The 23422-nt window shown below is 47.3% G+C and carries 16 protein-coding genes; 5 read left to right on the top strand and 11 right to left on the bottom strand.

Going from position 1 to position 23422, the window contains the following annotated elements; translation table 11 throughout:
• Window positions 1-559 precede the first annotated feature (559 nt).
• A complete protein-coding gene (locus BFP72_RS13170; RefSeq protein ID WP_099599573.1) occupies window positions 560-1771 on the bottom strand; it encodes a hypothetical protein in 1212 nt (403 codons plus the stop codon).
• 389 nt (window positions 1772-2160) lie between these two features.
• Here BFP72_RS13170 and BFP72_RS13165 point away from each other — a divergent pair, with 389 nt between their 5' ends.
• A complete protein-coding gene (locus BFP72_RS13165) occupies window positions 2161-2961 on the top strand; it encodes a ThuA domain-containing protein (protein WP_255397218.1) in 801 nt (266 codons plus the stop codon).
• Between the two features lie 106 nt (window positions 2962-3067).
• Here BFP72_RS13165 and BFP72_RS13160 read toward each other — a convergent pair whose 3' ends face one another.
• The 6 genes from BFP72_RS13160 to BFP72_RS13135 all read right to left on the bottom strand — a co-directional run bounded on the left by BFP72_RS13160 (window position 3068) and on the right by BFP72_RS13135 (window position 9948).
• The gene (locus BFP72_RS13160) at window positions 3068-4063 is read right to left on the bottom strand and encodes a cadherin repeat domain-containing protein (protein WP_099599572.1); all 996 of its coding nucleotides are present in this window, start codon (window positions 4061-4063) and stop codon (window positions 3068-3070) included.
• Between the two features lie 379 nt (window positions 4064-4442).
• Window positions 4443-5408, bottom strand: coding sequence for an acyl-CoA desaturase (locus BFP72_RS13155; RefSeq protein WP_158233405.1), 966 nt, complete (start codon window positions 5406-5408; stop codon window positions 4443-4445).
• A gap of 420 nt (window positions 5409-5828) precedes the next feature.
• Window positions 5829-6539 (bottom strand): N-formylglutamate amidohydrolase, encoded by a 711-nt coding sequence (locus BFP72_RS13150; RefSeq protein ID WP_099599570.1) that lies wholly within the window; start codon window positions 6537-6539, stop codon window positions 5829-5831.
• Window positions 6524-7783, bottom strand: coding sequence for a glutamate-cysteine ligase family protein (locus BFP72_RS13145; RefSeq protein WP_099599569.1), 1260 nt, complete (start codon window positions 7781-7783; stop codon window positions 6524-6526). Before BFP72_RS13145 ends, BFP72_RS13150 begins: the two co-directional genes overlap by 16 nt.
• A gap of 1 nt (window position 7784) precedes the next feature.
• Window positions 7785-9227: a RimK family protein gene (locus BFP72_RS13140; protein ID WP_099599568.1), complete on the bottom strand. Its 1443-nt coding sequence runs from the start codon at window positions 9225-9227 to the stop codon at window positions 7785-7787.
• A gap of 1 nt (window position 9228) precedes the next feature.
• Window positions 9229-9948 carry a peptidase-C39 like family protein gene (locus BFP72_RS13135; protein WP_099599567.1) on the bottom strand — a complete coding sequence of 240 codons (720 nt, stop codon included), beginning with the start codon at window positions 9946-9948 and terminating at the stop codon, window positions 9229-9231.
• A 55-nt stretch (window positions 9949-10003) separates the two neighbouring features.
• Between BFP72_RS13135 and BFP72_RS13130 the strand changes: the two genes are divergently transcribed.
• Entirely contained in the window at window positions 10004-10558 is a 555-nt protein-coding gene (locus BFP72_RS13130; RefSeq protein ID WP_099599566.1) for an RNA polymerase sigma factor, read from the top strand.
• A 4-nt stretch (window positions 10559-10562) separates the two neighbouring features.
• On the opposite strand, the gene BFP72_RS13125 is transcribed toward BFP72_RS13130, so the two are convergent.
• Together BFP72_RS13125 and BFP72_RS13120 are read right to left on the bottom strand one after the other, a co-directional pair.
• Entirely contained in the window at window positions 10563-12434 is a 1872-nt protein-coding gene (locus BFP72_RS13125) for a rhomboid family intramembrane serine protease (RefSeq protein ID WP_143520066.1), read from the bottom strand.
• Between the two features lie 118 nt (window positions 12435-12552).
• Window positions 12553-13836, bottom strand: a complete 1284-nt coding sequence (locus tag BFP72_RS13120; RefSeq protein ID WP_099599564.1) for an APC family permease — start codon at window positions 13834-13836, stop codon at window positions 12553-12555.
• A gap of 320 nt (window positions 13837-14156) precedes the next feature.
• Here BFP72_RS13120 and BFP72_RS13115 point away from each other — a divergent pair, with 320 nt between their 5' ends.
• The 3 genes from BFP72_RS13115 (at window position 14157) to BFP72_RS13105 (ending at window position 19180) form a co-directional block, all read left to right on the top strand.
• Window positions 14157-17015: a pitrilysin family protein gene (locus BFP72_RS13115; protein ID WP_099599563.1), complete on the top strand. Its 2859-nt coding sequence runs from the start codon at window positions 14157-14159 to the stop codon at window positions 17013-17015.
• A gap of 204 nt (window positions 17016-17219) precedes the next feature.
• Window positions 17220-17480, top strand: a complete 261-nt coding sequence (locus BFP72_RS13110; protein ID WP_185123751.1) for a DUF4212 domain-containing protein — start codon at window positions 17220-17222, stop codon at window positions 17478-17480.
• A 5-nt stretch (window positions 17481-17485) separates the two neighbouring features.
• On the top strand, window positions 17486-19180 hold the full coding sequence (locus BFP72_RS13105; RefSeq protein ID WP_099599561.1) for a sodium:solute symporter family protein: 1695 nt from the start codon (window positions 17486-17488) through the stop codon (window positions 19178-19180).
• Between the two features lie 324 nt (window positions 19181-19504).
• Here the strand turns inward: BFP72_RS13105 and BFP72_RS13100 are convergent, their stop codons facing one another.
• On the bottom strand, window positions 19505-20893 hold the full coding sequence (locus tag BFP72_RS13100) for a serine hydrolase (RefSeq protein ID WP_099599560.1): 1389 nt from the start codon (window positions 20891-20893) through the stop codon (window positions 19505-19507).
• 132 nt (window positions 20894-21025) lie between these two features.
• On the bottom strand, window positions 21026-23380 hold the full coding sequence (gene bglX, locus BFP72_RS13095; RefSeq protein WP_221406520.1) for a beta-glucosidase BglX: 2355 nt from the start codon (window positions 23378-23380) through the stop codon (window positions 21026-21028).
• Window positions 23381-23422 lie beyond the last annotated feature (42 nt).

Here is a 23422-nt window from a genome sequence, read left to right as displayed (position 1 = left end):
CTCAATCCCTACCCTACAGACCGGGTTCTCGCTAAAAATATCTAACAGATATTTTCTTTACGCACCGCTCCAGTTCATCCCATCAGACTTTCACAGCCTCTTTTCTTAAGCCTAGGGATGGGAATGTTCGTCCTCAATGATAGGACTCTGGGCTACTGCCCATCTCGCTCGGCAGCATTTGTAATGCCTCAGCTGACCAATCAGCAATTTATTCTTTCCTTGAGGGCCCCAGCAGAGGCTTTGGGTTTGGTTGAGTACTGTACTAGGCGGTTTGTTGTTGCTTTTGGGATGGTATGCTTACACAAAGCAAACACGATACAAATTGTAAGTTGATGGTATGGGCTTGTTCTATCTATGTTAGATAGCTAGTTGTCTCAGTCTGGATGATAGGGTGGGTTTCAGTAGGGAGATTGGAGGTCTTGTATTGGGAGAGCTAGTCTTTGTACTTTTATCTTGGAAGTAGAACTTTGTCAAAGTTAAATAAACGTACGAGTTAGGCTTTGGGCTTCAGCACCATCACGCATCGGCAGCTTAACTTTGACAAAGTTTCAAATCTTACTTAATTCATCTCATAGCCCAGTAGAGCCATGCTTTGTGGTGTACTACTCACGGTATATGACGCAGTATGTGAGAGACTGCTCGTGCTAAACTGCAGAATCTCTCCAGTGGCAGGTTGGGTGATATAGATATAGCCCTCAGTCAAAGCGAGATTGGGCAGGGTAGCACCATGTCCAGTAGGTTTGTCGTTGGCAGGGATCAAACCGGATTTTTCTTCCACGAGTGTTTGGGTAGTCAAGTCATAGATCTGCAAGCTGCCTTCGTAGGTCAGTACAGCCAGTTGGGTTTCGTCTAGACTTAGCGCATATTTCATGATTTCGCTGTTTTCGACCAGTTCGGTAATCGATTCATTGGCTATGTTGATCAGGTAGAGTCCCAAGCCACTGGCAGAGCCTATGAATAGGTTGTCAGAGAATGTCTCGCTCAAACTGCCAATCCATACCTCACCAAAATCTGTAGGGTAGTCAATCAGATGTTGTTCGCCCGAAGAGGCCACTACCAGTATGCCGTCGACCGAGCCGTAGAGCGCTACGTCACCGTTGGTAGCACTGCCGTGGATACCTTGGGTCTGTACCTCAGATGCATAGAGGGTGTGGCCGTCAATGTCGATTACCTTGACTCGTTCTGGGAGTGTCCCCTCTACAGTATTGTCCTTCACTGTGACGCTGTAGCTGCCATTGCTGAAGATGGTCATTGCTCCATGGTGTGCTATCCCGTCAAAGGAGAGTGTTTTCATGTCTGTCTCTTCGTTGATATCTCCTTCTGATGCGCTGGATAGCGTGCCGTCTCCGTCGTTGAAGAGGAGGAGCTGGTTGTAGCGACTTTTGAAGTGTGTAGGAGATAGACCCGTAGCAGTCAGACTGCCAAAGGCTGCCTCTGCATGATGAATGTCCACATGGTTGCCATGTAGCTCTAGCCCCGTATCTATGAACTCTACTAAATTTTGGGCGCGATGTACCAGCGCAGCGTAACGTCCCGAACCACTAGGATAGACGCTGGAGGTAGCGTGAGTGGCATCCAAATTTTGAACTTCCGCAGTAGCAGGGCTAATGATCGATACGGTGTTGGTCGTTGCATCAGAGACGACCAAGCGGATGTTGGCGTATTCTTTTGCAGATCCTTCTAGGTCTAGATCACCATCATCTTCCGAACAGGAGAAAATCAATAAACTGAGAGCGGCCATCACCGCATACTTTCTAATAAGTGTCATCATTGTTATGTTTTAAATGCAATATTGTTGCAAACATAAAGTCTTGGAATTCTAAAATGCAATATTGTTGCAATTAAAATTTCGAACTTTGAGCATTTGATTGAGAAACCACGGTAGAGACGTTTTTCTAGTTATGACATGGCACCGTTTATCTTTTTGGGCAGTTGCTTTGTGTACCGAAACCTGCAGGAGAAGGGGGCTCGGTGCTTTTACCTTGCTTGCGAGGTTGGGCTACTTGTGAATGCGATGAGGAATACTTGACCGATGAGGTAGATCCATTGCTCCAGTGTCTTGGGTTTTCCTACTTCATTGGAAGTGATAGCGGAAAATTGAAACCATGAACTCGAATATTCTTGTTAATTTTCGATCTAGAAAGATATTTAAAAGACTAAATGATGATGAATAAGATGACAATGGTTGTCCTAGCACTAGTGATGACTACTTTTTATGCGCAAGCACAACAATTCAAAGCGTTGTTGTTTACCAAGACTGATGGCTGGCACCATGGTTCGATTCACGAAGGGGTCACCGCGATACGTACGATCGCTGAGCGAAACGACTTTCAGCTTGATTGGTCCGAAAATGCAGGACTGTTTTTCACGGATAAGCGATTGGCACAGTACAGTGTGGTGATATTCCTCAACACGACAGGTGATGTGCTCAACGAAGAGCAGCAGGCTGTCTTCGAGCGGTTCATCCAGTCAGGCAAGGGCTATGTGGGGATTCACTCGGCCTCTGATACGGAGTATGATTGGCCTTGGTACACGCAGTTGGTGGGGCGTATGTTTCATATCCATCCGCGCAATCAGACAGCACTACTCCGAGTGGAGGATCGCAACTTTCCGGGTATGCAGCTCATGCCTGATACACGATGGTGGACAGATGAGTATTATGAGTTCTTGGAAGAAAAGGCGGACAACCTCCAGTATCTGTTGACGGTGGATGAGTCAACCTACGACTACAAAGCCCAATGGGGTGAAAACCGAGTAGCGCAGGGCATGGATGGCAATCATCCGATGGCGTGGTATCATACCCACGACGGTGGGCGTGCATTTTATACAGCGCTCGGGCACTTGCCAGGCACCTATAGTGACGCGATCTTTCAAGAGCATATTTACGGCGGTATATTTTGGGCCGCTACGGGCAAGGGGATTTTGGCTCAGCCCGAACCTGTCAAGAAGAAAAAGAGATAGGAGGTATAGAGGACCTACATCTGGAAGGATGAGGTGTTCATTCTAAACAAAGAAGAGGCTACTCTACAGTAGCCTTTTCTTTGTTTAGGTATTCTGTAGCTAGTGATTAATTTATGTCATCAGCTTCTACTTCTACAGCAGTGTCACCGCTCATGATTTTGAATGGAGCATCATAAGTAAATCTTATATGCCTTTCTGTATGAGGTACTATATCATTTTCATACAGCCAGTTTAGTTCGGGATTGAAATCTATTTGTGAAATAGTAATGTCAAACACTAATTTGAAGGCATTGCTTTCGGGAGAGCTTACCTCTACAGTACCAGAAGTGGCTAGGAATATGACGTCTTTCGCTACGTCATCTTCGTTGGCCAAAACCGTCCCATTGTCATTTCCATCCATAACAAAGGCGAGTTCTCTAAAGAAGTATTTACCATCTAGTTCTTCTGCAGTGGCATCTCCTGAGGCATACTCGAATGTACCTAGGCTGAAAGATGTGGTTCCTGGAGAGTAGAGTTCGGTTGCGACAAGCAGGGTGATGTTTGTAAACTCAAAATCCTCTTCGTCCTCTTCATCCTGTGTTAGATCCCCTTCTGCGAAACTGAAGTTGTAAACAACGTGCGTGTTGTTGTCATCGTGGAAAGGGTCAGACGGACCTTCGTCCAAAACGAGCCCTTCATCGCCAAATTCGTAGGTGATTCCATTGAGGAGTAAGATGCCTGTTTCGTCTACGTCCGAGACATTGATTGTGACGATTGTCTCATCGGAGGACACACCATCCGAAATCGTCACCGTCAGTTCATAACTATCGGTTTCTTCATAGTCTAGAGATATGCCATCAGCCAAGGTAATCTTGCCATCATCGGATAGCTCAAAGATCCCTGCATCATTTCCAGATGAGATACTAAAGCTTAAGGAGGTAGTTTGCGCATTTTCGACTTGGATTTCTCCAATTAGATCACCCGACTCAATATCTTCTTGTACGGTGAGCGTTTGCTCTGGAGCAGTTAGTGAAGCGCTTCCATCATCTTCGCTACCGCATCCTGATACAATGGATAGACTAATTAATAAAAGTAGAGAAGCTAGTGGGTTCAAAATTTTCATAGTTTGATTGTGTTTTGTGTGATTAGTTCAAATGTTGTATTTGGTACTGTAGTCAGAGACACGCCAATTTTGAACATGGTTGGAATTGATTCCGAATTTTGAATGATTTGGTAGCAAGCGTTTCAACTTGTGGTGCCAATGCTCCAATCAGAGGATAGGTAGTGGGCCATTGGGCTGGTTTATGCATATTTAATCCGGTCAACGGATAGGGAGTGCTTTTTAGCTCCTGCGGGCAAGGGAGGCATATGGAGCGATCAAGAGGTAGGAGTAAAGTGTCCGTTTGGATGTAATAGAAAAGAAAAAGCAAGGCTCAATCAGCCTTGCTTTTGTTGTGAGGTCATGTACATGTTTTTATCAAATGCCTGGTGTAGAGATGTTGTTATGCCCTCCCCAAGTGATGCAGCATTTTGAAGTGGCTCTTGACGGCACACCAAAACGTACGGTATTCGTGGTATTGGATGTTATACTCTTGGGCCGTACTACGGACAATGTGGGAAATCGAGTCGTAGTGTACATGGCATATCGTGGGAAATAGATGGTGCTCTACTTGGTAGTTGAGGCCACCGATCAGCCATGAAAATAATTTGCCTTTTCGTGAAAAATTCGCCGTAGTGTTGAGCTGATGAATCGCCCAGCAATTGTCTACGCTACCTTGCTCGTCTGCTACGAAAAATTCTGTTTTTTCCAATACATGTGCAGACTGAAAGACCAGTGCCAAGATCAATCCGCAGATGAAATGCATCAATAAGAATCCCAACAGGACTTGCCACCAAGCAAAGCTCAGTACGATCATCGGCAATACGAGTGTCGTGGCAAAATAAATGATCTTGTTGGTGGTGATTTGAAAGATGGCTTTGCGCAAAGTCAGTCCTTCACCTGCCAAGAGTTTCTTGCGATGAAACCGGGCGATTTGTTCAAAGTCCTTGCTCAGCATTTTGTACAGTGAGAGCAACCCATAGAAAAACGGAGCATAAAAAGCTTGGTATTTGTTGATGCGTTTGTGTGCCTGGTTGGGAGAGAATCGCATGATCTGATTGTCTAGGTCCTCGTCAAACTCGTGCACATTGGTAGAGGAATGGTGGAGGACATTGTGCTGGATCTTCCAGGTGACATGGTAGGACCCGATCACATTGAGGAGATAGCCGAGGAGCTTGTTGACTCGTTTGTTTTTGGAGTAGGCCCCGTGGTTGGCATCATGCATGATTGACAAACCGATACCACACATCCCAAAACTCATGATAATCCATAGCAGCATCATCATGCCTACTGATGAAACGATCCCTGATAGCAAAATCACAAATGGAATGAAATAGAGACCAAGAATGAATGCGGTCTTCCATTGCATGTTTGCATTGCCAAATTTTGATAGATTATGTTCTGTAAAATGATTGTTAACCCTTCGCCTCAACTCAGTTACAAAATCGGTTCCTTTTTCGCGATTGAACCGCACCACTGATACCTCCATATATTTTCAAACAGTAAATTTTTGGAAGATACGTCAAATTAGTTGCGCCATCTCCATAATTTGTAAAGCATCGCCTATATAAGTGAGAATAATTTCTGAATAGTGATTTATTCAAGAAACAATTAGATTATGCGCGGAGGAACGAGGGGTGTCGTGCTGGTCTCAGAGAGACGAGGGGCATGTCTCCTCCCTCGCCCTGAGAATGTAAAAAAAACTAGACAATACTGGCGCTTAGCGTGAATTTCTTGGAGCACATAGGTTTGATGAGCGACGTACTTTTGAGGCTAGTTCACGGACATGTCATGATTTCATCAGTTCACTAGAAGTCAAGGACTGCAAGGTCAATGTCAGCGCTTGCCGGATGTTTTGGAGTGCCGTGGTATGAGCGTATTTTTGATTGATCTCGATCTCGATTCCAAGATACTCCTCCGGAGTAAAACGTGTGCGCAAGTAAGTCGTCAGCCCATCATCCGCTCCGTGGTAGGGGCAGTTGTAGAGGACGACCTGCTCGGGCAGAGCCGCAGCGAGTAGTGGCTTCCAATCATGACAGAATTGCTGTTCGGGCTGTCGCTGATCATCAAAGAGCAACCCAATGTCTACGAGGCGTTCGCTCCCGTTGAGGACGGGAGTGAAGGAATGGACAGAGACGTGTATGCACAGTGATCCATTGGCTTTCGCCCGATTGATTTCTTGCTCGATGGCTGTCCGGTAGGGGTTGTAGTACTTGGCCTGCAAGATTGCCTTGGCTTCTGCACTCAGTCCACGCGAATATTCAGAATAGAGTTCGGGGTGGGTTGTCGAGCGGTTGGACTCGATGAGCAACCTGCTGATCTTTTGATAGTGCAAATGGATGCCCAATTGCTTGGCCATATATTTGGCCACATCGAGGGCACCTATGTCGTACCCTCGATGTGTCTCCAATACTTCAGATTCCTGAGCAAACAAATGCTGGTACCCTAGTGGCACGTAGTTGCCTGCGTGCTCACAACTGATAATTATACGGTTTCGCATACACTGAGCATTTTGTTTTCCTCGAGATTTTCTGACAGTTCACGGCAGAGCAAGCGGAGGTTGTCCTGCGAGTATTCTCCATCCACCATGGAGAGAATGCGCTTTGAGAGCGTACCTTGTGACATGATTTTGTCCAATGTCGGCAGCCAAGGAGCGATCTCCGTAGGATAGACGGCCTGTACTTGGTCGATGAGTAGCTGCCACAGTGCGGTGATGGGGAGGCTACTTTGGGTACATCCAAACATGCGCAAGTATGCTTCGTCCTTGATGAGGGTGTCTTGTCCTTTTTTGATGACCTCATTGAGGAGGTCATAGAGAGGCTCTTTTTCCCAAGCCATCAAGTCATGGAGAGGTGCCAGCTTGCCATCTGTCATCAGTTTGAGCACGTGGATGATCAAGGCAATGATGGCCAAGTCTGCACCTGGGTTTTCTTGGATGTCCAAGATCCGTATCTCGATTGATCCTCTGTCAAACCGCGCAATGATACCGCGGGAGTTGACCCATACTGGATCCAAGAGCCTCTCTGTGTCATAGGCCACCAAATCTTCGGCGATTTTCTCATAGATGAGTTTGCCATACTCTCGTTTGGAGAAGGCGCGCTCAGGAATGACTTTGCCCGTGATCGAAGGGATGCGATGCTGGTTCATCTTGTAGTAGGACATTCGCTTGTCTTGGTAGCCGGTGAAATGCCCATCAAGAATCGGCGAACTCGCACTCAACGCGGGCAATAGAGGCAGAAGCACACGTGCCGCAGCATGCAAGGGAGCAAACTCCTCGTCATCGTAAAACGGCAAGTTCAAATGTGTGCTCTGTAGGTTGCTCCATCCATGACCTTTGCAGCCAAAGATGCGGTCGTAGGTTTGGTAGATGTCGGCATTGCCATGAGGCCAGAGGTAGGTGTCTGTCTCTGGGTTCATCCACGGGTGAGCAGCCGAACCGAGTAGGCGTGCATTGTACTTCTCGAGGAGGTGATTGATGAGCAGGATGTTTTCGTGAAAGGCACGGTTGAGAGCTACCAAATCCGACACGGGCTCGGTGCATTTGAGCTCGATGACGTGTAGCACGAGTTCATTGGACCAAGTGACCATACCATGGGTGTAGGTATCGGTCTGCTTGCCAGCTGCATCGGCTAGCAATTGGTCAGCGATAGGTTTGACGGCCAGTGTGTCCCGGTCGACGATCATGTATTCTAGTTCTATGCCGTAGGCCTGGTAGAGGTGTAGGCGTTTCGAATGTGCTTTCATATTATTTGTTGGATACAATGTTCATTAAATGCTGCATGATTTGTTCATAGATGAGGTTTTTGCCTTGTTTGTCCTCGACTCCAGCATCGATGCTTGGATTGTCGTTGACCTCTATGACGTAGTATTTGTTGCCTTTCTGTTTGATGTCCACACCGTATAGCCCTTGACCGATCAGTTTGGTGGCTTTTTGGGCTACTTTGATCAGTGCGGGAGGTGCTTCGGAGAGCGCGATGGTTTCACTTTTCCCTTCTCGCCCAGCCCCTTTGGATTTCCAATCGACGATTTGCCAGTGGTTGCGTGCCATGTAGTATTTGCAGACATAGATGGCTTGTCCACCGAGCATGCCTACACGCCAATCAAAGTCCGTGGGCATGAACTCTTGGATAATGGCCAAGTCGCTAGTTTGCAAAAAGTCCTTGAGGTAGAGTTGGTACTCTTCTGGGGTGGAGACTTTCTTGACACCTTTGCTAAACGACCCATCGGGTTGCTTGATGATGAAGGGGTATTCCAATTCAGGTTTTACCTTTTGGTTTTTGCTCACGATGCATGCTTTTGGCATGGGGATACCGTTTTCGGTCATCAGTTCTTGGAGGTAGACTTTGTTGGTACACTTGAGTATAGAGCTAGGGTCATCGATCACAGCGAGCCCTTCGTACTCCGCTTTGCGTGCAAAACGGAAGGTGTGGTGGTTGACATTGGTCGTCTCCCGGATAAACAGCGCGTCGAAGGACGAGATTTTGCCAAAGTCTGTCTTGGTGATCATCTCTGTGGTGAAACCGATCTTGTCTGCCGCCTTGATGAACTTTTGCAAAGCCTTGGCGTCAGAGGGAGGGGTTTCTTCATCAGGATTGACCAGTATGGCTAGGTCATACTTCTTCCTGCTGAAGTTTTTTTTGACGACTTTTTTACCACTCAAAAACAGTGTGAGGCAGTTGATCATCTGATTGGTTTCCTCTTGGTCCAAGTCCTTGAGGTTGACCGGGCGCAACCATTTGAGGTGCCATTTGTCTTTTTTCTGAAACTTGACCTTGAGCAGCGGCATGTTGAATAGGTTGAACAGCAGTGCACCGATTTTTCCCAATGTGGGGTTTTCGGTGAAGCCGTAGTAGATCCCGAATTCAATTTCCTGTTCATCGACTTTGTCGAGTATGGGGAGTATGACTTCCTCAAAATCGACGGTGTCTTGTCTGATGATGTGGTGGAATTTGCAGTCCTGCATCGTCGCTGTAGAGGGGATGACTTTTTGTCCACGCGCATCCGCGAGCATGGACACGTAGTAGCCCGTACTTTGGTATTGGTAGCTGCCGCAGAGATTGATTACCTTGGCGTGTTTTTGATGCTTCCACTCTTCCGAATTGAGGTAGTCTTCTGCTGATACGACGCGTGCATCGAGCAGTTCTAGGTTCCATTTGCTGGGGTTTTCGGTTACGATTATTTTTTGCACTTTATTGGGGTTCGATGATTAGAAGATTGGCGTCATAGGTCACTATGCCGAGCATGATGGCATTGATCAGACGCTGTGTATTGACTGTATAGTATTGTACCCGATCACTGATCGGGTTGGGGTCGAGCGGGTCCGCAATAGTGATCTCTCGCTTGGTCTTGTCGTAGGCGTAGAGTACCACAAAATGTCCACTAGGTTCTCCCCTGAGGTCATCGTATGCGTTGGTTTCGGGTATCTCTCGTGCACTGTGGTAGAGGTAGGTAGCGCTCAGTCCGGTCAGTACAGGGATGTTTTTGTTGAGAAAGCGACGTATCAGCGCACTCGATAGTTCTTCGAATTTGATCTTGCCACCTTGCTCCAAAAACTGCAAATACGACTGAGTATAGGACTGTATGCGTTCGTCGGACTTGAGCTCACGCTGTTCGATGAGTTTTTGACGAAGGTCTACCTTGGAGGAAAACCAGGTCGGGTCAAACATGTGGACATTGTAGGTGTAGATCGTGGCACGGTAGCCTCGGCTCAGGGCGTGGTTGCCCAGCATGACGGCTAGTGTGCCACCTGTAGCAAACTGCTTGACCTCTTCGATCACTTGTCCCAGACCTATGTCGTCGTTGAAATAACTGTAGACAGAGTGCAAGCACGTCGGTCCACAGGTCACATCGTTGGGCTGTGCCAAGATTTGCAGTTTCAATTGTTTTGCATCGACTTCAGAATCGCTCATTATTGTATTTCTTTGTTCCTTAGACGCATGCTTTAGATAAAGTCACCGAAACTGTATGACAATTTTTTCAACCAAGAATTTGACGGACGAGGAGGTCATTCATTTGATCAAAGAAGGCGATGCACGCTACTTTGGTGCTTTAGCGGAGCGCTATCGAGCGACGATCCTATCCAAGTGTAAAAGCATGGTCAAATCAGAGGATGTGGCGAAGGATTTGTCACAGGAGATTCTGATCAAGGTGTTTTTGCAGCTCAAGGCCTATCGCAAGGATGCACGGTTTTCGACGTGGTTGTATTCTATCATTTACCACACCTGTATAGACCACATGCGCAAGGACAAGAAGCGTCAGCACTTGGTGCTCAGCGAAAAGCTGATTGACGAAATCGCAGATCTCGTCGAGGATCAAGATATGGAAGAAGAGCTGACCATACCGATGATGGAGTCCCTACTAGATCGCCTCTCTCAGGACGAGAAGATCATCCTTCTGCTCAAGTACAAAGACAAACACAGCATACAAGATATACAGCAGTCGCTAGGCTTGTCTCAGAGTGCCGTCAAGATGCGTATCAAGCGAGCCCGTCAGCACATCAATGACCTACTGAAGGGGTAGTTGATCAAAATTTTATATACACTCTAGTGCTGGTATTCATGTCTTCTAGTCCGTGAAGTTTAGCCGGAAACCATGTTGGACCATTGAGTAGGAGTCGCTTGGCGTACTCATCATATCGAGGGTGAAATCTTTTCAAAAACCTGATGTTATGAATTTTGCCTGAATGGTGTACGTCAAATTTGATGATGACTGTTTGATCAACTGTGTCTGATTCTAATTCATTGTATTGATGAATGTAGTTGTAGAAAGCGTCAAAACCTCCCTCAGGGTAAGGCATATATATGCTTGCGTCGTATGTGTTTTCGGTGTTATGAGCAAACGATACGCCATTAATTAGTTCTCCATTTTGATAATACTCTTTGAATTTTAAATCTCCGTTTTTGTAGTAGGCTTCTATAAAGCCATGATATAGACCATTTTTTATCGACCTTTTGAATCGTACCCTTCCATTGGGGTAGGTAAGGACCTCTTCACCTTGTCTGTCAACAACCATCGGGTGTCCCAAAGAATCCCATGTGTTTTCGATATAAGAAAACTGGTCTTCATGTCTGATTTCAGAGGCGAGGATGCCGTTTCTATAATAGGATTCCCATTTTCCAATGGAATAGTCAGAGACGTATCTGCCCAGAGAGGAGTATGTACTGTCACGAGTGTAGTATATAAAGATACCGTCTCGAAGACCTCTATGGTAGTGCCCCTTCATTTGAATTCCTCCGTTTGAATAGTAGTCTTCTACGAACCCATGCCAATCACCTAAACTGTCTTTTTTTCCTATCCTATAGTATTCATATGCAAGAGAGGTGGTTTCAAACCAATTGGAGTCATAGTGCTGCTTGACATACGTGAGGGATTCTGTGGATTCAGGTTTTATGGGGGGATTTGTGGGTGAGCCATCTCCAAAATAGAGGTTGTATTGGACCGGAGGATGCTTGGCGATGAGAGAGTTTAGCCACGAAATACTATCAAGGTAAATATATGATTCTTGTAAAATCCCCTTCTTTAGGTATTCTAGTGTTTGATTCTTTATATCAAGATATTTTATAATGTAGAAGGTGTCCTGACTGAGTTTTGGGGGGACGAACTCTAACGCTCGGAATTCAGAAATGAGTTGATTAGGAATAGTGTCATGTACTGAGATAGTACCCAAGAGAGTAGAGTCATTGACATCCAAGTGGAAAACAGTGGTTATTTTTTGGTCTGCCTCAATCAGTTTTTGATACAACTTGAAATACTCGACTTGGTGCCTTGGGTTCAGCAAATAAGCTACAACTATGATTCCGAATGGGATCAAATACGATGCTTTTGATTTTAGAGTATTTTGTAGTAGCCCGAGAAGAATTCCAGCAGCAGCTCCCCCTAGATGAGCTGCATTGTCAAAGTTTAGCTTTGACCCGATAAGGGTGACTACTACGAGATATATGACGAAGTTAATCAGAACCGAGGAGCGATTATGATGATCCTTTTTGAAGAGGTCTACAATCAAGTATCCATAGATTCCAAAAATGGCTCCACTAGCTCCCACACTGATTACGAATAGGTTGTAGTTCAGACTGGTCAACCCTGCGACGAGGCCTGTGAGTAGATATATTTCTAAAAACCTAAGAGGGCTTGTCATTTCTTCAACCTGACGACCGATGTATAATAGGCTATACATATTGGCAAGCAAGTGGACCAAGTTGCCATGGAGGAACATGGATGTGATGAGCCGGCTTGGTTCATTCTCTAAAGTGAAGGGGGCAAAGTTGCCCCCTAGATGAAGAAGTTTGAGGGAGTCTATAGTTTCGAAACCATATGTCGCGTACACGCAGATGTTGATGGTGCCGATTAGGTATGTCGCCCAATATTTGGGAATGGGGATTTTTGCTATTGGGTTCAAACAGAGTTGGTTTTTTTGAATGATTGAGTTTGCTTTCGAGGGAAATAAACTGCCCGTTTTTGAATTAAATGTAGCGGACTAATCATCATGAACTAACTTAGTTTTTTTTCTCCACATATCAAATCGATTTGGACTCTGTGGATTTGTAGATCCACTCAGTGAGGAAGCAAAACGCGATGATCCCAATTGCTACGAGTACACCTGTGAGGTTCGTTTCGTATTGTTGGTTGATGAGTGCAGCGGTGGCAATGAGGCAGAGCGCAAAGCCAGAGAGCGGTATGATCTTGTTGCTACCGGTCTGACTGGAGAGTCGATACCCGGCGAGGTTGACCACCCCGAAGATGAGTAGAAATCCAATGCTGCCTGCAGTCGAGATACTTTCCAGTTCGAGAATGTTGACGAGCAGTAGAGTAGCACCTGACGTGATCAGCAGTCCGATGGGTTGGTTGTGTATTTGTGCTAGATAGTACTGTGGCAGTTCGTCATCCTCAGCAATCTCAAAATTGACATGGCTGCCTCCATACAAGGAGGCGTTGATGGCGGAGAAGGTGGAGATCAGCGCGGCTACTGTGATGATGGTGAACCCGAGTTGGCCGAGCATGGGTTTGGCAGCTTCTGCCATCACATAGTCTTCTGCAGTGGCGATTTTTCCGAAAGGGAGCGAACCGACTGTCACGATGGCTATGACGATGTAGAGTATGATCACGAATAGTACTGAGTAATAGTAGGCCCGGGGAATGTTTTTGTTCGGATCGATGATGTCTGGTGCTGCATTGGCGATGAGCTCAAACCCCTCATAGGCGACAAAGATGACCATGCCACCAGCAAAAATCTTGAGAGGTGTCTCCCATTGTGTCACGGAGAGTTGGGCAAGGTTGGGATTGCCAATGAGCCCGTATGCCCCGATGAATATGAAAGAAATGAGAATGACGAGCTTGATGATCACTGCGTAGGATTCGATTTTGCCTACTACTGCGATGCTGTAGTAGTTGATGCCAGTGGCCAGCACAATGATGGCACTGGCATAGAGGTGAAAGTCGAGAGACTTGTCGTGGGTGAGGGAGAGTAGGTTGGGGGCATAAGAACCAAAGGCCGAGGCATAGAGAGAGAGCATGATGATGTAGCTGACCCACAGTAGATTGTTTGTCCCACCGCTGAAAATAGACTTGCCGAAGCCTTGGTTGATGAACTTGACTGTCCCTCCATGGTCAGGGAAGGTAGTGGACAACTTGACGTAGCTGTATGAGGTGATCAGTGCCAAGATACCAGCAAACAGAAAGGCTAGTGGCGTGCCGCCTTGTGCCAAGGATACGGCTAGGCCAAGTACGGCGAAGATACCACCGCCTACCATGCCTCCTATTCCGATCGAGATGGCTTCTTTCAGTCCTATTTTATCGTTCATGTGAGATTCTGTTCAAGAGTTGTTTGTGCAATATGTCCTTTTGGATACGAAGGGTGTATACCCAAAACACACCCTTCGTATCCAAAGGTAACTCAAGTCTTTAGGATGGCAAATCTATGCTTGAGACCCATGATCTTGGAAAATTTCGATGACGGGTTGTAATAAACCATCCAAAATAAGCTACTAAGCCCAGTGAGAGGCCTATGATTGAGCCAATAGTTACATGGGCGGTTTTCGAATGTTCGATGATTTATGCATCTTACAAAAGGAATCGACCTATGATTTCGACCTTTAGTTTATAACCAAATCATAAATCCAGAATGAAAAAAATACTATTTGTACTGTCCCTACTCGTCTCCTCGACTGCCTTTGCGCAGACGAAGCTGATCGAGACTGTCAACAAGACGGGTGATGAAGTCATCATCCCTTATGCTAAATACGAACTGGCCAACGGCCTCACGCTCATTGTACATGAGGATCATTCGGATCCCTTGGTGCATGTGGATGTGACCTATCATGTGGGGTCTGCCCGCGAAGAACTCAATAAATCTGGTTTTGCTCACTTCTTTGAGCACATGATGTTTCAAGGGTCTGATCACGTCGCTGACGAAGAGCATATAGGGATCGTGACAGAAGCAGGGGGTACCATGAACGGTACGACGAACACCGATAGGACGAACTATTTTGAGACCGTACCGAGCAATCAACTAGAGACGATGCTGTGGTTGGAATCGGATCGCATGGGCTTCTTCCTCGATGCGGTGACGCAAAAGAAATTTGAAGTGCAACGTGCCACGGTCAAGAATGAGAAAGGGCAGAACTATGACAACCGCCCATATGGGAGATGGAGTGAGGTCAATGCAGCGGCCTTGTATCCATATGGACATCCATATTCTTGGTTGACCATCGGTAGATTGGAGGATTTGGATCGTGTGGATGTAAATGACCTCAAGAAGTTTTTTATGCGTTGGTATGGCCCAAACAACGCGACCTTGACTGTCGGTGGAGACGTCAATACCGCAGAAGTAGTCAAGCTTGTCGAGAAGTATTTTGGAGTGATCCCAAGAGGACCCGAAGTGGACAAAATGAAACTCGATGCACCTGTAGTGGATCAGGATCGCTATGTGTCGTATGTAGATAGCAATATTCGTTTCCCTGCTTTGTTTTTTACCGTGCCTACGGTACCTAGATTTCATCCTGACGAAGCTCCATTGGACTGTTTGTCGGATATTTTGGGCTCGGGACGTAGCTCTTATTTTTACAAGAAATTTGTCTTGACACAAAAGGCAATTCAAGCCAATGTGTCTCATCCATGCAGTGAATTGGGTGGGCAGTTTACCATGATGGTGTTTGCCTTCCCAGGTCAGTCATTGACCGATACAGAAGCTGAGATGCGTAAAGCCATGAAGGAGTTTGCTGAGAATGGGGTGACTGATGAGGATGTCGAAAAGTTCAAAGCGGCGATGGAAAAAAACATCATCACGGGACTGGAAAGTGTCAGTGGGAAAGCGAGCCAACTGGCAAGCTACGAGACATTTTTGGGTGATCCTAACAGCATCAAGTATGACTTGGACCGCTACCTCAACTTCACCAAAGAGGATGTCATGCGTGTATTCAACCAGTATGTCAATGGCAAACCGGGAGTGATCCAGAGTGTGGTGCCAAACGAAGAGACTGCCCTGGCGCATCCAGACAATTTTGTGCCACAGACCGAAGGACCCAACCCGTTTCCTACCACAGATTATGACAAAGTAACATACAAGAAGCCAGGGAAGGATAATTTTGACCGTAGCAAGAGACCTCCTTTGGGACCAAACCCATCGATCAAGGTGCCGGACTTTTGGACGGACGAGTTGGCCAATGGTATCAAAGTGATCGGTACAGAATCCAAAGAGGTACCCACAGTCACTCTGCAGTTGACAATCAACGGGGGACACAAGATGGATGCATACGCCCCGACCAAGTCAGGGTTGGCGAGCTTGACTGCTGCGTTGATGAACGAGTCTACGGAGAATTATAGTTCGGAGCAAATCCAAGAGGAGCTAAGAAAAATAGGTAGTGAGATCCATGTCTCGAGCAATGCCGGTGCGACCACCATGCGTATCAGTACACTCAAGAAAAACCTGGATAGAACATTGGAACTGGCCGACGAGATTTTGAAGAATCCAGCATTCACACAAGAGGATTTTGACCGATTGAAAAATCAGCAGATCGAAGGAATCAAGTCTTCGCACAAGGATCCAGGCAGTATTGCTGATTTGGTGTATGACCGATTGCTGTATGGTGATGAGCACATTCTCTCGGTACCGACCGAAGGGATCATAGAGACTGTAGAGACCATCACTGTAGAGGATGTACGTAGTTTCTACAGCCAGTACTACTCACCGACTGTGTCAGAGCTGGTCATCGTGGGAGATGTATCGGAGCAGGAGATCAAAGGTCAATTGGGCTTTTTGACATCATGGGAAGCCAAAGAAGTGAAGATACCTGAATTGCCAGAGGCACAGACAGGGTCAAACACCAAGATATACCTCGTCGATAAGGCTGGAGCTCCTCAATCAGAGATCCGTATCGGGTACATGACGGGCATGACCTACGATGCGACGGGTGATTACTACAAGTCTTACTTGATGAATTTTCCCTTGGGAGGGGCATTCAATAGCCGAATCAACCTCAATCTCCGAGAGGACAAAGGTTGGACATACGGGGCTCGTTCGTATTTCTACAGCACTGAGGAGCCAGGGAGTTTTACTGCGCTGGCAGGGGTCAAAGCAGATGCTACGGACAGTGCAGTTTTTGAGTTTATGAAGGAAATCACGACGTATCGACAAGGTGGAATCAGTGACGAAGAATTGAGCTTTATGCGCAATGCCATCGGTCAGCGTGATGCACGAAACTACGAGACGCCATCACAAAAGGCGAGATTCTTGGCGAGAATGAATCACTACGGTTTGTCAGAGGATTTTGTAGATCAGCAAAACAAGATCATCGCCAATGTGTCTAAGAAGGAACTCAACAAGCTGGCCAAGAAATATCTGGCAGATGATAAATTCTATATTGTTGTCGTAGGTGATGCCGCCAGCAATCGTTCGAAACTCGAAGCACTCGGCTATGAAGTGATAGATCTGGACGAGACAGGTCAAGAGATCAAGGAGAACAAAGTAGACTCCAAAAAATAAACAGCGTAGGTTGGTTTCAACTCACTATGAAGTCCTCATCGAAAGCTTTCGATGAGGACTTCTGTTTTTTTATGGGGGGTAAATCGATCATTTATGCATCCAAACGCTGGGTTTGCTAGGGCTCTGTTCGGTCAAAATCTGTTTCCTTTTCTATATTGTGGGGTGAACTCGGCATGAGGGGTTCAATACAATGGATACATGATTATGAAAGAAAACGAAGGACATAAACGGTACTGGAAGACCAATCTCCGGTATCTAACCATATTGCTCAGTATATGGTTTTTGGTTTCATTTGGTTTTGGCATCCTCTGGGTAGAGGAACTCAATGCGTTTCGCTTGGGAGGCTTCAAGCTTGGATTTTGGTTTGCGCAGCAGGGATCAATCTACGTGTTTGTTCTCTTGATCTTCACCTACGTGTGGTTGATGAATCGCCTAGACAAAACCTCTAACCTCGACGAAAACTAGCAGTTATGGATATTCAATCTTGGACATTTATTATCGTAGGGGCAACTTTTGCACTCTACATTGGTATTGCGATCTGGTCACGAGCGGGATCGACCAAAGAATTTTATGTAGCGGGGGGAGGTGTACACCCTTTGACCAATGGTCTGGCTACTGCGGCGGACTGGATGTCTGCGGCGTCTTTCATTTCGATGGCGGGCTTGATCTCCTTCATGGGCTATGATGGGGCGGTCTATCTGATGGGCTGGACGGGCGGTTATGTGCTGCTGGCACTGCTGTTGGCACCCTATCTGCGCAAGTTTGGGAAGTTTACCGTGCCGGATTTTATCGGTGATCGATACTACTCCAATGTCGCCAGAACGGTAGCTGTGATCTGTGCGATCATCGTGTCGTTTACTTATGTGGCTGGGCAGATGCGTGGAGTCGGAGTGGTGTTTGCGAGGTTTCTCGAAGTACCCATCAATACAGGGGTGTTCATTGGGATGGGCTTGGTGTTTTTTTATGCCGTCCTTGGCGGAATGAAAGGGATCACCTACACGCAAGTAGCACAGTATTGTGTGTTGATCTTTGCTTTCATGGTACCGGCGATTTTTATTTCTATTCAGTTGACAGGCAATATCATCCCGCAAGTAGGTTTTGGAGGCACGATTGACGATGGATCGGGCACATTCTTGCTCGACAAGCTGGACCAACTACACGTAGAGTTGGGCTTCAACGAGTACACTTCAGGAGCAAAGAGTCGGTGGGATGTTTTTGCCATCACCCTGGCTCTGATGATGGGGACGGCAGGATTGCCTCACGTGATCGTGCGATTCTTCACTGTGCCACGTGTCAAAGATGCACGTATCTCAGCAGGCTGGGCGTTGCTTTTCATAGCGATACTGTACACGACAGCTCCGGCTATTTCTGCTTTTGCACGGACCAACCTGATCACGACGGTTTCGGAGAAGAGCTATGCGGACGTGCCCGCGTGGTTTAGCAACTGGGAGTCGACGGGTTTGATTACCTACGAAGACAAAAACAAAGACGGGTTGATTCAATATGTCGCAGACCCTGCGGTCAATGAATTGACTATCGACAGAGATATCATGGTTTTGGCCAATCCCGAAATCGCACAGTTGCCCAACTGGGTGATAGCCTTGGTCGCGGCTGGAGGGTTGGCAGCAGCGCTTTCTACGGCAGCAGGATTGTTGTTGGTGATTTCGACGAGTGTATCTCATGATTTGATCAAGAAGCAGCTCAAACCCAACATATCGGACAAGGAAGAGTTGATGTGGGCACGAGCGGGTGCAGCTGCAGCGGTGCTTGTCGCGGGCTACTTTGGGATCAATCCTCCGGGCTTTGTCGCGGCTACAGTAGCTCTGGCGTTTGGTTTGGCTGCTGCGTCGTTTTTTCCAGCCATCGTGATGGGGATCTTTGACAAGCGGATGAACAAAGAGGGAGCTGTCGCAGGAATGGTCGTCGGCACGCTGTTGATGCTGTTTTATATGGTCAAGTACAAGCTTCAAGGTTTTGGAGGAGGGACGCCTGAGGATTGGTGGTTTGGGATATCACCCGAGGGCTTTGGTTCGGTAGCTATGGCGGTCAACTTGGTGGTGTCGTTTGCCATTTCTCGCTTTTACCCTGCACCACCTGAGGAAGTGCAAGAGATGGTCGAGAGCATTCGTTACCCACGAGGAGCAGGAGATGCGCAGGAGCATTAGCATAGCAGTATGCTGATCGGATCAGGAAAATCAAGCGTCTAGGTTCGTGATGCAAGAATCTCGGCTATGTATAAACCTGCTCGGTTTTCTTTTATCAACTGGACCTACTGATCATTGCTGAAGCTTGCGCAACCAAAGGGTTGAACTTGCGCAAGCGTGCCCCTTTGCTTGCGCAAGCTGGATCATGTGTTACCTTTACTTCTGCCCCTTGCTTGCGCAAGCTCAAAGACTTTGTTATCCAACCGTTTCTTTTTTTGTGCTGTACATATTCTAAATCTTGAGTTAGTGTCACGATTTAGAATGTATACGGAACAGCAAAATGCATTACAATGCTGGGAAAATGTAGTTCTCTAACATGTCGTCCATTTGGTTGATGTATATAGGCCACTTGAGGTAGTTGCCTTGGGTCATCACGACGACCATGTTTTGTTCTGGAAATACATTGATGAAGTTGCCTCCATCACCCTCTGCCGACAGGTAGTTGACCCCATCCAGTGACCTCAACCAAAACCCGTGACTATACTCACCAGAGTCGGTGTTTTCTTGTACTTCTAGACATTGAGCGACCCATGCTTGGGGTATGACTTGTTGGCCATCCCATTGCCCATTATTGAGCAGTGTGATGCCGATTTTGAGCATGTCTCTGGGGCGGAGGTACATGCGTGCAGAGCCCTCGGGAGTGCCGTCAGGCTGGGATTGCCAGGTGTAATCTGTGATGCCTAGGGCTTGGTAGAAGTGTTCGTCGGCCCAGTCTCTGATGTCTTGATTGACTATGTTGGTCAGGGCTTTGAGCATGAGGTTGGGCAGGGCGCTGTTGTACCTCCACTCAGAGTCGGGAGATAGGTTGTCCCTTGAGAGGACAAAGTCTGCAAAATCTTGGGACTTCCAGAGGTCTTTGAGGTCATTGTCAGACCACTCATCCCATTGGAAACCTGCCGTCATGTTGAGGCAGTGATGTAGGGTGACTTTCGCTTTGTTGGGGTCTGTGAAATAAGAGGCATAGTCGGGTAGATACTGTGAGATAGCCTCGTCGGTACTGATCCCTTTTTCTGCCAAAACCATTCCTGCGACCGTGCCTGTCAGTGCTTTGTTGGTGGAGGCTACATAGTGCTTGTCCTCGCGAGACCACTGGATGGGGGCAGGTTGGTGATCGACGACCACTCCTCCTTCAAAATCAATCGTATCGTTGTTGCCATAGTAGTACTCCTCGACTACCAAGAGATCGTCCTTGTAGATGAGAAGGCTGTGGATTTCTTCGTATTGGTCCCTGACGAGTCTGTCCATCAGGTTTTGAATGAGTTGCTGATCCATGTCCAGGCCCTGAACCGTACCTGTAGTGATACCATCACTCAGCTGTACGGGCTGATGGTAGAAGTAGACAGGGATGTCAGCGGGGGATAGCTGGATGTCGTTGTTTGTATCTATCGTGGCGTTGATTTCGAGCGGACGATAGCCTGCTAAGGTCAACTTCAAGCCTACGAGAGGGGTAGAGAGGGAGGTTACATCCATGGGGTCAAACGCAAAAGTCCCGTTTGCACTGGTAGTAGTGGACGCCCCATTTTCTAGGAGTACAATCTGGACACCTGACAGTGTCTCTCCTGTGTAGGCATCGGTGACGTGCCCTTTGAGTTGCGTAGTGTTCTCCTCTTTGCATTGCGAGAGCAGCAGTAGCGCCAGCAATAGGGGGGTAATAATCTGTATCGTATTTTTCATGCTTGTATCGTTTGGGGTCTAAAGAAGCAATTTCATCATTGTATAACCTGATATAATGTGGCACACAGACTATGTATTAGCCAGTGTGCCACATGCCAAGGAATAACGGTCTAAACTAAGCGCGATTTTTGTTTACTGAACAGCTTCTGCTGTCAATAGGAACGTCTCTGTGAGTAAGTCCGTAGAATTGGTACCGACCATCACGTCAAACATGCCGTCCTCCACTTGGTAGTTGCCTTCATTGTCATAGAAACCCAATTCTTTTTCTGTTAGAGTGAAAGTCAAGTCTTTGGATTCACCTGATTCTAAAGTCACTTTTTGAAAACCTTTGAGTTCTTTGATAGGTCTCACAAGACTAGCAAATTGATCTCGAATGTAGAGTTGGGCGACTTCTGTGCCAGTTACCAAACCAGTATTGGTCAGTGTGACGGAGACTTGAATCGCGCGCGGGTCGCTGCTGTCTACAGTCAGGTTGTCGTACGCAAAATCTGTGTAGCTCAGTCCGTATCCAAAGGGGTACAACGGATCATTGCTTTGGTCGGTGTAGTGTGACCAGAATACCTCGTTCTTAGGGCCGGGTCTACCCGTGTTCATGTAGTTGTAGTAGATAGGGATCTGTCCGTTGCTCCTAGGGAAAGTCATCGGGAGTTTGCCCGAAGGGTTGTGCGCTCCGAATACTACATCGGCGATGGCATGCCCCGCCTCTGAGCCCAAGAACCAAGTCTCTAGAATTGCGGGAGCTTTGGCGTCTAACTCAGGGATAGCGACTGGTCGTCCGTTCATCAGCACTATGACAATGTTGGGATTCACAGCATAGATCGCGTCGAACAGTTCCATTTGCAGGCCTTTGAGTCCGATGTCCGCTTGGCTTCTGCCTTCTCCCGATTGGAAACAATCTTCACCAATGGCTAGCAGCACGATTTCGGATTTTTTGGCCGCAGCTACTGCCGCTGCAAATCCCGATCGATCGGTGGTATTGAATTGAATTTCCCCTGCAAAGGTTCTCTCGCTGATGACAAGGTCACAGCCTTTGGCGTAGTTGATGGTGACGTCTTTGCCAGCTCGGGCTTTGATGCCTTCGAGTACAGATACCGCCGAGTTGGCGATCGCATCAGCTCTCCAGTTGCCTAGAGGAGCATCTTTGTCATCGGCCAGTGGTCCGATCACTGCGATGGATTTGATTGATTCGCCGATCGGGAGTTGTTTTCCCTCATTTTTGAGTAAGACGATGGATTCTCTGGCGACTTTGCGTGCGGCAGATTTGTTGCCCAGGCTGTAGAGGGTGTTTTTCTCCCATTCTGTGTTGGAGTACTTGTAGGGGTCTTCGAAGAGTCCCAGACGGTATTTGACGGTCAATACCCGTCTGACTGCATCGTCGATGATTTTGGTGTCTACTTTGCCTTCTTCTACCAGTTCGGCGAGGAAGTTGGTGTAGGCATTGCCTTCCATGTCCATGTCTGATCCCGCGTGTATGGCCATGTTGGCGGCCTCTTTGAGGTCAGGCGCTGCTCCGTGTGCGACCATTTCGCCGATGCTGTTCCAGTCCGAGACGACAAACCCGTCAAACCCCCAGTCTCCTTTGAGCAATTGTCGTTGGATGTACGCGTTGGCCGAGGCGGGGAGGCCTTGGATGGTATTGAAGGAGTTCATGTAGGTCGCTGCGCCTGCTGCGGTACTTGCCTTGAATGGAGGCAGAATGACGTTGTGTAGTGTAGCATTGCTGATGTCCACGTTGTTGTAGTCTTTGCCTGATTCGGCAAAAGCATAGCCCGCAAAGTGTTTGGCGCAGGCCGCAATCGTTTTCTCATCGGCGAGATTTTCGCCTTGAAACCCGCGTACTCTGGCTGCTGAGAGGATACTGGCAAGGTAGGGGTCCTCGCCGGCTCCCTCCATCACACGTCCCCACCGGGCGTCTCTGCCTACATCCATCATCGGGGCAAAGGTCCAGTGAAGACCCGCTGCTGCAGATTCCAAAGCGGCAATCGATGCGGACAGTTTCACGACCTCAGGATCCCATGAGGCTGCTTCACCAAGTGGGACGGGAAACATCGTGCGGTAGCCATGGATGACGTCATAGCCGAATATCAATGGAATACCCAATCGGCTGTTTTCAACGACAAGTTTTTGTGCATTGAGTGTTGCTTCTGCACCGATTACATTGAGCATGGAGCCCACGAATCCAGATTTGAGTCTTTCTTCGTGCCCTTGTGCATATTCGGGAGCGGGACCAGTCATGTTCCATTGACTGGTGATTTGGTGCAGTTGTCCTATTTTTTCTTCCAAAGTCATTTGATCCAAGAGGTCTGAGACGAAAATTTCTTCTTCGTTGCTCTCTACGGGTCTGGATCCACAGGCGCACAAGAAGAGGCCTAGTGTGAGGCTCAGAAAGGCTTGGATGAGCCGTTTTGTAAGGTAGTGAGTCGGTGTTTTTGTAGATGGGGCTTCTCTCAGCGCCATGCAAGGATGAGTCTGTTTGCTAGGGTTCATAATCAAGTCTTTCGTAATAATGACTGGCGTACTCAAATCTTG

The sequence above is a fragment of the Reichenbachiella sp. 5M10 genome (assembly GCF_002742335.1).
In the GTDB taxonomy this organism is placed as follows: Bacteria; Bacteroidota; Bacteroidia; order Cytophagales; family Cyclobacteriaceae; genus Reichenbachiella.
Note: the sequence above shows the minus strand (reverse complement) of the source record. Positions and strands in the feature narration are given on the sequence as shown.